This is a genomic window from Qipengyuania intermedia (assembly GCF_019711615.1).
GTDB lineage: Bacteria > Pseudomonadota > Alphaproteobacteria > Sphingomonadales > Sphingomonadaceae > Qipengyuania > Qipengyuania intermedia.
This window is the reverse complement of sequence record NZ_JAIGNS010000001.1, coordinates 801,329-816,327: the sequence shown is the minus strand read 5'-3', so window position 1 is coordinate 816,327 and position 14,999 is coordinate 801,329. Positions and strand designations below refer to the sequence as shown.

Genomic DNA, 14,999 nt, shown 5'->3' with positions numbered 1-14,999 from the left:
GCTTAATCCGGCGATTCGGTCGTGGAGACCTCATCGGGCTCCTTGACCGCATCGTCGTAATAGCGATCGATCGCGGAAACGGCGTTCTGGGCGCTCGTCGGCGGGATCGCGGTGTCGTAAACGGGATTGGGATCGATGACCTGGGCGGCCATGGTGCGGCGATTGGCATCGCCCCAGCTGGTATCGGCCATGAAATCGTTTCCGCTACCGGTGGCGCAGCCTGCCGTGGCAATCACGCCGGCGGTCAGCAGCGCTGAGCGAAGAGCCTTAGTATTCGTAGCCATCGGCTGCCTCCTGCGCATTGGTTTCTGTACCCTGCTGCGTGTTGGCCGGGGTGTCGCCGGCTATGGGCGGCAGATCATTAGTCCGGTGCGCATTGCCATTCAGCAGCACATCGGCCTGGATCGGGTCCTTCACGCGGTCCGTCGGAAGCTGGACCTGTTCGGGCCGGATCGGCGCCACGAGGCGCGGCGTCACGATGATCAGCAGCTCGGTCTCGCCCTTCTGGAAGCTGGTCGAACGGAACAGCGTGCCGATCAGCGGGATCGAACCCAGCAGGGGAACCTGGTTGACGGTCGTCTGGAAGTCGCGCTGCAGCAGACCGGCGATTGCGAAACTTTCGCCATCGCGCAGTTCGAGCACCGTACTGGCGCGCCTCGTCTGGAGACCCGGAATGCGGATGCCGTTGAGCGTGATCGACGCGCTCTGGTCGATCGAACTGACTTCCGGTTCGACGATCAGGTTGATGACCTTGTTCGACAGGACGGTCGGGGTGAAACCCAGGCCGACGCCGAAAGATTTGAATTCGACCGTGATACCGGCCTGGCCACCGCCGCCAACGCCGCCGCTCTGGACGACCGGGACCGGGAATTCGCCACCGGCGAGGAACGACGCCTGCTGGCCCGACAAAGCAACTAGCGTCGGCTCTGCAAGCGTCTTGGCGAGGCCTTTTTCTTCCAGCGCGTCGAGGGCGACATCGACATCCAGTCCGAGAATGTCGGTAAAGCTGCGGGTGATGACACCGAACGCGTTGGTCACGTCACCGACGCCAAGGTCGCCATTGCCGAAATTGCTGGTCCCATCGCCCGGCGTCAGCTGCGAGCCGGGGCCCGTGGCGCCGGATACCCTGTTGGCGCCGAAGAACGTGCGGACGCCCAGATCCTTGCCGATGCTGCGCGAAACTTCCGCGAAGCGGACTTCGAGCATGACCTGCTGGCTTCCGCCGAGCGTCATGAGGTTCACGACCTTGTCTTCGCCCGCATAGGCTGCGGCCAGCTGGACTGCGCGGTCGGCCACGCCGACATCGCTGACGGTTCCGGACAGGAGGATCGAATCGCCGGTCATACGGGCATCGACACCTTCGCCGGGCATGAGATCGGCCATCTGTTCGCGCAGGCTCAGCACGTCGGGGCCGACGGCGATGTCCATGACTGCGATGACGCGGTTCGAACGATCGTAAAGCGTCAGCGACGTTGTGCCGATTTCCTTGCCCAGCACGTAAACCGAACGGTCCGAAACCGGCAGGATGTCCGCAATCGAGTCATTGCCGATCATGGCGCGGTCGATCGGCACATCGGCCGTTACGACCTGGCTCTTGTTGACCGGGATTTCCACGGTGCCGGCATGCATGGATTCGCTGGCATAGCCAGACTGGGCGGTGGCCGCGTGGGGAACGGTGGCCGCTCCCAGGGCCGTTGCGAAGGCGAGAGCCGAAAGGGCTGTATGCTTAATTGCCACGGAGCGTCTCCACGGAATAGGTTTCAGCATTGGTGCCGCGCACCACGCTCATGGTCGGGCCGCGCGGGCGGGCCGGTGCACTTGCCTGTCGGGGCCCAGAAGTAGCGCCGCGAACCGGCGGGGAATAGGAAGGAGCCGCCAGCATGGGTGCCGGGGCGGTGGTGCTGCGGTTGATGTAACGTCCGCCGCCGCCCAGATCGTTCGCGACGACCGTTTCGGTCGCGCCGACTTCCTGGTTTTCGACATTGCGCAGCGCCAGGCTGAGATTGCCGATTTCCCGGGCGAGGGCCAGCTTCTGCGCGCCGAACATGTCGACCTGCAGGGTGGCCGTATTGGTCACGACCGGCTCCGTGGCGTTTTCATCCGCCACCTGGTCCATGCCGAGGACGAGGACATTCTCGAGCACGACCGTGGTCATCTTGTCCTGCTGCTGCGTTCCCTCACCGGGGATCTGTCGGGTCAGCATCACGTCGACCACGTCGCCCGGGCGGACGAAGCCGCCGACGCCGGCAACCGCGTTAACAGGGATGGAGACTGCGCGCATGTCTTCGGGAAGGTTGGATGCCAGGGTGGCGCGGCCATTGTCGCCGCTGACCTTGGAGGCGAGGATAGGCTCGCCGGGCACGATCGGGCGAAGCGCGACGCGTCCGCCCATCATGGCTTGTTCGAGAGAGGTGAAGGCGCCTTCCGGAACCGCGTCCGCAGGCCAGTTTGCAAGCCGGACCGTGGTATCGGTCAACGGCTGGCCGAAGCTCATGGGCTGGGTGGCGACCACGATGCGGGCGAGCTGTTGCTCTTCGGCAATCGCTTCCTGCCGTTCTTCCATTCCGGTAAAATAGGCATTCGCCAGGTACACGGCCAAGAGGCCGAGGAATACGGCGATACCGGCAATGAGCAGATTCCTGCCACGCATGATCTTTACCCCCCCGAGTGAAAAACGAGAAAAGGTCCCGCCGATGATGCCGGCGGGACCTTAATTTTTGCTTAGACAGTGTTCTGAGCGTTCGCGTCAGCAACGTTCGTCTTCGCGTTGTTGATCGCGGTGACGATTTCGCCGCGAAGCGCGATGGTTGCCGTGGCGATCACAGCGCCGACGATGGCGAGGATCAGAGCGTATTCAGCTGCCGATGCACCGGCTTCTTCAGTGATGTAGTTCTTGAACATAGTATTACCCCAAGTCTTGAAGACATCCGCCAGGAGAGACGATCTGTCATTTCATACACAGGACCTCCGGCATCTATTTCCGGAATGGCCCGCCCGAGGGGGGTAACGTTGTGGAACCGGCGCGACCTGTTTTTGTTGTGTAACCGGATGCACCGGTTCGTTTCACGCTGGCTCCCTCGGAGCACAATCAAGTTCACTCAAACGCTGCTTACGGTCAACTTCGGTGCAACGCTTTTACAATTTGTCTACTTTTTAGTAACTTAAATTGGGCAAAAGTAAAGATCGTAGGTTAACAAAAGCTAAGAGTGATGCATTTTTACCCGAATCCGGCGCGCGGCGCACGATTATGATTCGGCTAGGAGATTGAAATGATTCGGAACTTCCTGGGGGTGGTGACTCAGGAAGGGGCTCGATCCCTGAAGCCATTGGTCACCGCGTCGAGGACCTATTCCGGAAAACTTGCGCTGCGAAGCGTCGCGATCACCCGCTGGATCGAGTCGCATCTCGCCCATCTCGCGCTGGCCTGGGTAGCGGTCATGGTCCTGCTTTCCGCTGCAAAGCTGGCCAAGGCGTCGGCGTTTGGCGCGAGTGCGGACTGGCTCATGATCGCTGCAATCCCCTATCTGGCGATCATCATTGCCCCGCTGCTCGGTTTTCGGCTGGCACGCGATGCATTCCAATCGAACGACGAAGCTCCGGGCATTAGTCTGGCCTTGTTCGGCCGCTGGAGAAACCTGCGCGAGCGCGAGGCGAAGCGTCACCCGCTCTATGGGACGACCGGCTTCCTGACCTCCCTGCTTGTCGGCCTGTTGTTCGGGGTCGTGATGCGCACCGGAGAATTCTTCATGATCCAGCCCGCGCTTCTCGCGCACGCGCCCGCGTGGAGTCATACTCTCTACCTCGCCATGGCCGTGGAGCTGGCGATGATGAACTTCTTCTATGTGGTGTGCTTCGTGCTCGCGCTGCGCCGCGTTCCGCTGTTCCCCAAGATGCTCGCCTATGTGTGGATGCTCGACATCCTGTCCCAGGTCGCGATCGCATGGTCCCTGTCAGGCGTCGGCTTGCCGAGCGAGGTCGCCACTCCGCTTTCGACCTTGCTGATGGCGAACATCAACACGGTCATGGTGAGTATTGCCATCTGGGTCCCGTACCTCCTGCTTTCCGATCGTGTGAACGTTACCTTCCGGCAGCGGGTGTCGGTGACAGGTTGAAACGCGCATAATTCTTCGTTTCTCGTCCCAAAACCGGACAGTGAAGAAGTATCCTTGAAAACCAGATATTTAAGTGGCTTTCTGGGCCATTTTCGGCGTGCCGAGGCCAGATTTGGGGCTCTCCCAAGTAGTTAACAACATTGAAAGATTGGCGCTGAACTGTTTCACATAATGCAACGACACATCTCACCGGCAAGTCGATTCGCCGGATCGAGATGAAAAGTCGGGCCGCGAAAATTGCTGGACGGGATCATTCCCGCTTCTTGCTCGAAACGATTTCGGGGGGTTGTCTCCCGGTCTTTCGCGGCTCGCATCATGTTCGGCAATTCTCGCGTTAGGGAGGAGATTTCGCTCCTCCTTCCGGCTGAGAAGAGGACCGAGATGATGGACAGTTTCGAGCAGAATGGCGATTTCGCCGATGCACAGGATAGCCAGGATATGGACACGGGCAGCAGCCGGTCCACGGCGGCGGCGACTCGTGCCAATGCGGACATCGTCCTGGTCCCCGATGAAAACGGCGTGGTCGTTCTTCCCGACGGGGCCTCGCTCGAAAACCTGACATCCGCAGGGCGCGATCTCGTCATCGTCCTCGACGACGGAACGCGCATCGTCATTCCCGAAGGCGCGATCATCGTGCCCCAGATCGTTGTCGACGGTGTCACCGTACCAGCTGCCAACCTCGCAGCACTGCTGACCGGCAACGAGCCGCAGCCTGCTGCCGGCGACCCGCAAAGTTCGGGCGGCAATTTCGAAGTCGACCCCGGCAACATTCAGGCCGCCTACGATATCGGCGACCTCCTTCCCTATACGCAGCTCCAGTTCCCCGAACCCGAAGAGCGCGAGATAATTCCCTACCTGGTCGACCAGGATCCCGACATCGTGGTCGAAACGCCCGACAATCCGGCGGGCGTCATCAACGCCATCGCAACCGTCGACGAATCGGGCCTGCCTGCGCGCACTATCGACGGTGTGGGCGAAAGCGAAGGTACCCGGGATGAAACCAACCTGGAAACTGCCGCTGGCACGATCGTCTTCAATTCTCCCGACGGCGTCGCATCGGTCGCGATCAATGGCGTGGCGGTCACCGAAGTCGGTCAGACTTTCGTCGGCGACAAGGGTTTCATCACGATCACGAGCATCGACCTAGAAGGCGGCGAGATCGGCTTTACCTTCACCCTGACGGACAACCTTGTCGGCGAAACGGTCGACGGTTCGTTCTCGATGACGGTCACCGATACGGATGGCGACAGCGCCACCGCGACGCTCCAGATCAACGTGGTCGACGACGCACCGATCGCGCGCGACGACAGCAACGAAGTGCCGGGCGGCTCGCACGACACGATCTTCGGCAATGTCACCGACAACGACGAATCCGGGGCCGACGGCTATGCCGAAGCGGGCGCGGTCACGGGCTTTGCCAACGATGGCGGCTCGGCAGCTCCTGGCGGCACGCTGGTCGGTACCTATGGCGAACTGACGCTCAATGCCGACGGCAGCTATTCCTACGATCGCTTCGTCAACACCCCCGGCGGTGTCAGCGAGGAATTCACCTATACGATCACCGATGCGGACGGCAGCACCAGCACTGCAACGCTGACGATCAATATCGGCGATGCGCCGAACGTGATCACCAACGTTCCCGAAGGCGATGACGCGACAGTGGTCGAGGAAGGCCAGCTCCCGCCGACGACCGATACGCGCGATGACGAGCCCGAAGGTTCGAACTTCGACGGTGATGATGAGACTGCGACCGGCACGATCACTTTCACTTCGCCCGATGGCGTCGACACGATCACCATCGGCGGCACTGTCCTCGGCCCCGACAACCTGCCGCAGGTCGTCGTTTCGGACGAAACCGGCACGCTTACCATTACCGGCTATACCTACGACCCGGTTACCGGCGTCGGCACCATCACCTACGATTACGAACTGACCGACAACACCGGCGATACCGACGGCACGACCGTCACTTTCCCGATCGTAATTACCGATCTCGATGGGGACCGGGCCGAAGACGATCTCGAAATCACGATCGTCGACGACGTTCCGGAGGCGGTCGACGACAGCGCTTCGCAGTCGTCCGAAAATGCAGCGATTTCCATCGACGTTCTCGCCAACGACACGGTTGGCGCTGACGGCGTGGATCTTGCGACCGGCGTTGAAGCAGTGGACGGTTCGCTCAGCGGCACCGGCAGCCTTGCTTACAATGGCGACGGCAGCTTCACCTACACCCCGGGTGCGGGTGAGACCGGAACCGTCACGTTCCAGTACGCTATTACGGATGGCGACGGTGACGTTTCTACCGCCACCGTAACGCTGACCCTTTCGCCCGATTCCACTCCGGAAATTGCTGTCGAAGGAGACAATGACGTCGACGAGGCCGCCCTGGGCGCTCGCGATGGCGAACCCGCCGGTTCGAATTCGGCGAGCGACGGTGAAATCGCAACCGGTGTCATCTCGATCACGACCGGCGGCGACACAATTGCCTCGCTCGTCATTAACGGTGTCAATGTGACCGCTGGCGGACAGGTTGCGACCGACAGCGGCGTACTGACGATCACCGAAAGCAATGGCGCCTACAGCTACAGCTTCGAACTGCTCGACAATACGCTCTCCGATCCGGACAGCGAGAGCTTCTCGCTCACCGTTACCGATAGCGACGGCGATACGGCTTCGACCACGCTGGTCATCGCGATCATCGACGACGCGCCCAGTGCCGAGGATGACAGCAATGCGATTGCTGCGGGCGAATATGGCCCGGTCGGCGGCAACGTACTTTCCAACGACACTGTCGGTGCAGACGATGCAAACGTCACGTCCTTCACCGGTTCCGGCGGTTCGGGCGCTGCGGGCGAAACCGTGCAGGGCGCATACGGCACGCTGACGATCGCGGCCGACGGCACCTACAGCTACACCCGCGATGCGGGTACGCCCGGCGATGTCGAAGACAGCTTCGACTACGTAATCACGGACGGTGACGGCGATACGGCCACGGCCACGCTGGTCATCTCCATCGCTGACAGCCCGGTCACGCTGGATCTTCCGGTTGCCGGCGAAGCCGGTACCGAAGTCGATGAGGCCGGTCTTCCGGCAGGTTCGGCTGCGGCGACCGATGGCGAGTTCACGAGCGGCACCTTCACCTATACCGCGCCCGATGGCCCGGCGGTGATCACGATCGGCGGCACTGCACTGACCGCCGTTGGCCAGACCTTCACGGGCAGCTTCGGTACTCTGACCGTGACCTCGATCGCCGAAGGCGAGATCGGTTACACTTACGAGCTGACCACCAATACCGACGGCGACGACACCTTCGACAGCTTCGAAGTGACCGTTACCGACCAGGATGGCGACACGACCTCCGGCGATCTCGATATCGACATCGTCGACGATGTGCCCACCGTACGTCCGGATACTGACAGCGTGACCGAAGACGGTCCGCTCACGGCCAGCGGCAATGTCATCACCGATGCCGAAGCCAATGGCGACAATGGCGGAGATACGCAGGGTGCGGACGGCGCCGAAGTGTCGGCTTTCTCGTTCGGCACCGATGCGGGCACGGTGGGCGCTCCGCTTGCCGGTCTCTACGGTACGCTGACGCTCAATGCGGATGGCAGCTACACTTACGAACTCGATAATTCGAACCCGCTGGTCCAGGGCCTCGACTCGAACGAGACCCTGACGGAAGTCTTCGACTACACGCTGAGCGATGGTGACGGCGACGACCGCCCCACCACGCTGACGATCACGATCAACGGCGCGGACGACATCGTGACCATCAACGGTCTCGACCTCGAGACGCCTGAAGAAATTGTCGACGAAGACGACCTGCCGGAAGGCTCGTCGCCCGATGCGGCCGCACTGGTGCAGGACGGCAGCTTCACGGTCGACAGCCCCGACGGGCTGAGCGTGCTGACGGTTGGCGGCACTGCGGTTTGGGGCAATGGCGAGACCTATCCGGTCTCGATCACCGGCGAGTTCGGCACCGCCCGGATCACCGATGTGACCGTAACCACCGACGCCAATGGCGATGTGGTCTCGGCAACCGTGTTCTACGAATACGAGCTGAGCGACAACACGCTCGAGCATGACGCTGCCGGCGAAGACGACGTCACCGACAGCTTCGAAGTGGTGGCCACCGATACCGACGGATCGCTGGATACCGCATCGCTCGACATCCAGGTCATCGACGATGTTCCCACGGCCGAGGACGACACGAACAGCGTCGTCGAGGGTCTCGGCAACTTCACGACCGGCAATGTCTATGACGGCGCAGGCGTGGGCGACAATCCCGACGAGCTTGGCGCCGATACCGATGGCACGTCGGGTATCGAGGTTACCGGTGTGCGCACCGGCGAAGAGGGCGATGCAGGCGCGCTGACGGCAGTTGGCGGCGCAGTGACGGTCTCGAGCGCCTATGGCGACCTGACGATCAATCCGGACGGCAGCTATACCTATACGCTGACGACCGCCTCGATCCCCTCGGGCGTCACGAGCGATACCTTCACCTACCAGATCACCGACGCCGACGGCGATACGGACCTGGCAGAGCTGGTCATCACGCTGAACCAGGATCCCAACGCTCCCGACATCACCGGCGATGCGCTGACGGTCTTTGAAGACGGTCTTGCAGACGGCGTCCAGCACGGTGCGAACAGCGAGACGGCTGCAGGCAGCTTCGATCTCGTGACCAATGGTGAAGACGTCACCTTCACGCTGGAAGCGGACAACGGCAACACGCTGACCGATCCGGCCATCGGCGACACGCTGACGACGACCAAGGGCGTGATCGAGATCACGGGCATCGTCGACAATGGCGGTGGCAACTTCACCTACCAGTACACATACACGCTCTCTGCAGCGCTGACCCACACGGGCCAGGGCGAGGTGAACCCCCTGAGCGACACGATCACCATGAGCGTCACCGACGCCACCGGCGACAGCGACGCAACCCCGGGCCAGATCGTCATCTCCATCGTCGATGACATCCCCGTCGCCGAGGACAATGCCAATTCCGTATCGGAAGGTGCCAGCACGAATGGCAATATCCTCACCGACGACGACGGCTTCGGTGTCGACGTGGCAGGTGCCGATGGCCTCGCAGGCATTGTCGGCGTAACCAGCGACGGCTCGGGCGACAGCGATACGACCGGCCCGTTCACGGTTACCTCTTCGCTCGGCACGCTGACCGTGCAGGCCAATGGCGACTACACCTACGACAGCTTCGCCAATTCGACCAACGCCAATACGACCGATACCTTCACGTATCAGATCATCGATGCCGACGGCGATATCTCCGAGGCGCAGCTGGTCATCACGATCAACAACGTTTCGGGCAATGTTTCCGACAACGATGCGCTGGTATTCGAAGCAGGACTGGACGGCATCGGAAGCGACGCAGGTTCGGACAGCGAAATCGACGCGAACGGCCAGATCACCGTTACCGGTGCGAGCGGGACGCTCACCTATTCGCTGACCTCGAGCGCCACCGGAAGCTACGGCACGCTGACCCTCGATCCGGTGACTGGCGAGTATACCTATACGCTCACCGCGCCGGTCGATGGCGACACCCTTACGCCCGACCAGGGCGGCGACAATGGCGAAAATACCGTCAATGCCACTGTCGTTACCGGTTTCGAGACCTTCACTTACCAGGTCGTTGACCAGGACAATAACGTCATCGGCACCGGTGAAATCCGGGTCAGCATCGTCGACGATGTCCCGACTGCAACCGACCAGGCACTGATCACGGTCGCCGAAGATGCAGCTGATATCGGCGGCAATGTCATGACCGACGGGGTCGCCGATACGGAAGGTGCTGACAGCGCAACCGTTACCGCGATTACGGTCGGTTCGGACACCGTTGCCGTCCCGCAGGACGGCAATGTGGCAACGCTGACCAATGCGAATGGCACCTATACTATCGACATGGACGGCAACTGGACGTTCAACCCGACCGATAGCCTCGACCAGACGGGCGGGCCGATCGTCGCCGACTTCACCTATACGCTGACGGACGGCGATGGCGATGTCGACACGGCCAGCCAGCCGATCCGGATCGAAGATGGCACCGGCCCTGCGGATCCCGATCCGGGTTCGGTCACGGTAGACGACCAGAACCTCGCCGACGGAAGCACACCCGCGGGCGATGACTTCGACAGCTTTACCTTGAACTTCACCGAAGGTTCCGACCCGTTCGCGAGCTTCGTTTTCGGGGATACGTCGGGCCTGCTCGGCGGCCTTACATGGGTTCGCGTCGATGACACGACCATCACCGGCTCCGATGGAGGCCGCCTTGTCATCACGCTTGAACTCAGCATTTCGGGCAATGACGCGACGGTCACGGCGACGCTGGAGGACAACTATCTTGGCCACCCGAACCCGCTGATTGATGACAACAGCCTGCTTGGTTCGGTTGATGTAATCGCCACCGATATCGACGGCGATACTGCTACCGGCAGCGTACTGGTCCGAGTATCCGATGACCGTCCAACTCTCGAGGCCGCCGCACCGCTTGCGGATTCGATCGAGGTCGATGAAACCGATCTCGGCGTTCCGGCCGATGCCGACTTCTCCGGCCTGTTCACGCCCGACTACAATGCGGACGGCCCGGGCAGCGTCGGCGGCTACGTCCTCGGCCTGACCGGCTCCACCACCAGCCTGGTGGACACTGCCACAGGCGAAGCGGTCGAAGTGTCGATGAACGGCGCCACGATCGAAGGCCGCAGCGTCACGAGCGATGACCTCGTCTTCACGATAACGGTAGCCAGCGATGGCACCGTCACTCTGACCCAGCTTCGTGCTGTCGTGCATACAGACGACACCGATCCCGACGATACCACCGGCGGCCTTGCTGACGATCTTGTCACCCTGACCGCGACAGTGACCGACGGCGACGGCGACACCATCGATGCCACAGCCAATATCGGCGGGGCTTTCAGCTTCCGCGACGACGGCCCGAGCATCGATGCGGGTGTCGTCGATAACGACACCGTCCTGCTGACAACTTTCGATGCCGATACTATCGGTGGCGAAGGCGTGGACAGCTCCAGCGCCGATTTTGGTGATGCTTTCTCGATCGCCAGTTCCGATTACGGCGCAGATGGCGCAGGTTCGGTTGACTGGTCCTATGACCTGCTCGTCTCTGGCAACCCGTCGGGCCTGACCAGCGACGGCGTCGCAGTGACTATAGCTATGAACGGCGATGTGGTCGAAGGCCGCGCCAATGGCTCGCTCGTCTTCACCATCGAGGTGGCGGAAGACACAGGCATCGTGACCCTGACGCAGTACGCGGAGATCGATCACGATCTACCGGGCTCGCCCAATGATTACGACACCCAGTTCGAAATCCTTGGCTCGGGCCTCGTGACGCTGCGCGGCACCGCCACTATCGAAGATCGCGACGGCGACAAGGCAAGCGAGACCGTAACGCTCGACCTTGGCGGCAATATCCGCTTCGCAGACCATGGTCCCGACGTGACGGTGACCGGCGCAATCCCGCTTCTCTCGGTCGATGAGAGCTTCCTGGGAACCGATGCCAGTGCGGAATTCGGCGACGTCTTCACCTTCGATTTCGGTGCCGACGGCCCGGGCTCCGTTGGTGGCGGCGAAAGCTACGCCCTCGGCATCTCGGCCAGCGGCGCCGATAGCGGCCTGGTCGATACGGCGAGTGGCAACAGCGTGTTCCTCTTCGTGGAAGGCGGCGTGGTCGTTGGCCGCGAAGGCACCGACGCTACCGATGCCGCGACCGGCGATCAGGTGTTCACCCTGACCGTCGATGCCGACGGTACGGTGACGCTCGACCAGATCCGTGCAGTGGTTCACCCGAACCCGCTGAACGCGAACGAACCGGTTTTCCTGGCATCGGATAACTTGATCACTCTGACGGCGACCGGGACTGACGGCGACGGCGATACCGACACTGCTACGATCCAGATCGGTTCGGACTTGCGTTTCGTCGACGATAATCCATCGACCGGTACCAATCAGCCCGTCCAGTTGGATGACGATACGCAGACCGGCGGCAATCCGGGCGGCACGGGCGACGTGGATCCCGACACTGCCCGCACCAGCGGAACCCTGTCACACAGTTTCGGCAACGACGGCGGCTCGATCGCCTTCCTCACGACGGGTGCACCGGCAGACTTCCGGTATGTAGAAAGCGGCGACGATATCCTTGTCCAGCAGGACCAGGGTGGATCGTGGGTGACGGTTGTTACGGTGACGTTGGTTCCGACAACCGGAGCATATACGGTCACGCAAAATGCCAACGTGCTTCATGCAGCGGGAGGTGACGAGAACGACCTCAGCTTCACGCTCAACTACCGCGTGACCGATGGCGATCTCGACACGGCCGATGGCACGCTGACGATCAATGTCGACGACGATACGCCGACGGCGAATGCGGTGCTCATAAGCGGCGTCGTCGACGAAGACGCGTTGCCGAACGGCATCGAAGGCGGTCCGTCTGATGCCGATAATGGCGCAGGCACCTATACGGACACGGCCAGCGGCAGCGCAGCGGGCCTGTTCAATGCAGGTGCCGATGCCCCGCTGACCTATGGCTTCGACGTCGCCGCGGCGCAGGCATACCTCACCAGTCTCAATCTCTCCTCGGGCGGAGATCCGTTGGCATTCCTCGTGAACGGCAATTCGATTACAGCGACGGCGGACGGTTCGCCGGTATTCACTTTCTTCCTTGCGACGAACGGCGACTGGCAGTTCGACCTCTTCGGTCCGCTGGATCATCCGCAGAATAATTTCGAGGACGATATCGGTATCGACTTCGGTCCGCTGGTGCAGGCGACCGATGCGGACGGCGACACTGTCGACGCAATCGGCGATCTCGTCATCTTCGTCGATGATGACACTCCGGTCATCCTTTCGGCACCGACCGACGTGACCCTTAGCGGGACGACTTCCAGCACTGGCTCGTTCGAATATGCCATCGGTGCCGACCAGAATCCGGCAGGCGGTGTCTATTCGGCTCTCACTTCCGATCTAGCGGTGTCGCTGACTGGTGCAGTTGGCGGTATCGCGATTTCCAACGTGGCCGTCAGCTGGACCAGCGAGGACGAGAACTCCGCGGTCTTCGATTTCGACTTCGACTACGACGCCAATCCCAATTCGGATACCAATCCGCTGTCGCAGGGATCGGGCACGATCACCTTCGATAAGGATCTCGGCGAGTATGTCGTGACGCTGGATGCGCCGATCGAGTCCTATTCGATCAGCCAGACGAGCGATGCCGTAGGCCAATTCGATTACAACCTGACCGGGCCTGCTTCTCAAGCCGAGTACACAGTCCTGCAGCTGGGTGCCACGGATCCGGTTTACGTCCGCTTCGTCGGCGTTTCCAATGCCGACAGCCTTAACGGCACGACGCCGAACGACACGGTATTCAACAACGGAGACCTCTTCTCCGGTGATCTCGACTATGTGACGATCTCTGGTGCGGCGAATGGCGTGTCGGGCGACACGATCCAGGGTCAGGGTGGCGAGGTCCTGAACCTGCAGTTCTTTACCGATAATCCGGGCACATTCGACAATGGCGGCGGCGCTCCGCAAGATGGGCTCGATCAGGCTCCGACAGCCTTTGCCACTGGCCTGACGCTGCGCTTGGACCTTGTGGGCAACTCGACGGATTTCATTGTCGTCCTCCAGCTTGCCGATCCGAACGATCCCTCGGTAACTCTGACGACAAGGGCAATCGTCGTCGATAATGCGGACATCTTCCGCCAGGGTGACACGCTTCCTGACGGGTATACCCTAAGCTCGCCGCTCGACAGCAATGACGGCTTCGTTGTCATCGAAGCAAACGACTACCTGCTGGGCGGTGAAACAAGTAATGACTATGTCATTACGGGTGCGCAGCTTGTGCCTTCGACAGAGGGTGTCACAGGGACTGGCCTCGCCTTCAACCGGGCGACCGGCGATGCAGGCGGCACTAACGGTGCAACCCAATCGTTCGCCGGCCATGATGACAACGACGTGATCAAGATCACGGATATCGGTGTGATCCGTACGGTCACGAACTCCGAAACTCTGACGCTTGATTTCGGTGTCACCGTTCGCGACAGCGATGGCGACGAGACTGCGACGCAGCACCTGCTGGTGAATCCGTCGGTGTCTGCTTCTACCACCACGACGACGACCAGCAGCGCCCGCACCATGGAAACGACCATGATCGCAGCAGCAGCGTCCGCCTTCATGATTGGCGATACCGGGGGAACCGACGCGTTCTCGCCCGACAGCCAGGGGGACGGTTCGACCACGAGCTATTCCTTCATGGAAATGGACGGCGCGCTGAAGCTGTCCGGTGACGAGAACGGCTTCACGCAGGAGTTCATCCAGGAGGCCGATTTCGATCTCGCCTCGGCCCAGATCGCTCCGTTCGAGACCAATATCCTCGGGGATGGCTCCCTGGTTGGAAACAGCACTCCGGTGTTCGGTTTTGACGCTCCGGAGATGGGCATCGACTATGCCGCCTATGACGCTCCGGTAGTCGGTGCATTTGCATCGAACGATGCTTTCGATGGTCTGGATATGGCCGCAGGCGATGCCGCAGCTTCGATGGAGGCACTGCTGCTCATGGAAGCTCCGCTGCCTGATGGTGCGATTGCGGCGTTCGACGCCAAGGCCGCCATCGGTGAGGCGATTTCCGACCTCACCGCCGAAGCCAGCGTCGATGCACTCGTGACGCATTTTGCAGGCGACAGCGGGGCGGCAAACGACGGATGGCACTCGACCGTACCGACCGAAGGCCTGCTCGATACGATGGTCCAGCCGGGCCTCGCTCAATCGCTGGCAAACGGCCTGACCGTCGACCAGCTTGACGATGCCGCCCTTGCAGGGACGGCAGCATGATTACTCAGGAAACTCTGCAACAGG

At 61.5% G+C, this 14,999-nt stretch carries 6 protein-coding genes; 2 read left to right on the top strand and 4 right to left on the bottom strand.

The window, feature by feature from the left end:
- Positions 1-2 precede the first annotated feature (2 nt).
- From K3179_RS03990 to K3179_RS03975, 4 genes are all read right to left on the bottom strand, one after another.
- Positions 3-284 (bottom strand): hypothetical protein, encoded by a 282-nt coding sequence (locus K3179_RS03990; protein WP_221562570.1) that lies wholly within the window; start codon positions 282-284, stop codon positions 3-5.
- Positions 268-1,737: a type II and III secretion system protein family protein gene (locus K3179_RS03985; protein ID WP_345721990.1), complete on the bottom strand. Its 1,470-nt coding sequence runs from the start codon at positions 1,735-1,737 to the stop codon at positions 268-270. Before K3179_RS03985 ends, K3179_RS03990 begins: the two co-directional genes overlap by 17 nt.
- The gene (gene cpaB / locus K3179_RS03980) at positions 1,727-2,650 is read right to left on the bottom strand and encodes a Flp pilus assembly protein CpaB (protein WP_221562568.1); all 924 of its coding nucleotides are present in this window, start codon (positions 2,648-2,650) and stop codon (positions 1,727-1,729) included. Before cpaB ends, K3179_RS03985 begins: the two co-directional genes overlap by 11 nt.
- A gap of 71 nt (positions 2,651-2,721) precedes the next feature.
- On the bottom strand, positions 2,722-2,901 hold the full coding sequence (locus K3179_RS03975; protein ID WP_221562567.1) for a Flp family type IVb pilin: 180 nt from the start codon (positions 2,899-2,901) through the stop codon (positions 2,722-2,724).
- A 368-nt stretch (positions 2,902-3,269) separates the two neighbouring features.
- On the opposite strand from K3179_RS03975, the gene K3179_RS03970 reads away from it, so the two are divergent.
- Both K3179_RS03970 and K3179_RS03965 read left to right on the top strand, forming a co-directional pair.
- Positions 3,270-4,112 (top strand): DUF2569 family protein, encoded by an 843-nt coding sequence (locus K3179_RS03970; protein ID WP_221562566.1) that lies wholly within the window; start codon positions 3,270-3,272, stop codon positions 4,110-4,112.
- Positions 4,113-4,493: 381 nt separating this feature from the next.
- Entirely contained in the window at positions 4,494-14,975 is a 10,482-nt protein-coding gene (locus K3179_RS03965) for a DUF5801 repeats-in-toxin domain-containing protein (protein WP_221562565.1), read from the top strand.
- The last annotated feature ends 24 nt before the right edge of the window (positions 14,976-14,999 follow it).

What these genes read in the sequence shown, in the direction of transcription:
- K3179_RS03990 (WP_221562570.1), bottom strand. Translation starts at nt 284, where the DNA reads ATGGCTACGAATACTAAGGCTCTTCGCTCAGCGCTGCTGACCGCCGGC.
- cpaB (WP_221562568.1), bottom strand. Translation starts at nt 2,650, where the DNA reads ATGCGTGGCAGGAATCTGCTCATTGCCGGTATCGCCGTATTCCTCGGC.
- K3179_RS03975 (WP_221562567.1), bottom strand. Translation starts at nt 2,901, where the DNA reads ATGTTCAAGAACTACATCACTGAAGAAGCCGGTGCATCGGCAGCTGAA.
- K3179_RS03970 (WP_221562566.1), top strand. Translation starts at nt 3,270, where the DNA reads ATGATTCGGAACTTCCTGGGGGTGGTGACTCAGGAAGGGGCTCGATCC.
- K3179_RS03965 (WP_221562565.1), top strand. Translation starts at nt 4,494, where the DNA reads ATGATGGACAGTTTCGAGCAGAATGGCGATTTCGCCGATGCACAGGAT.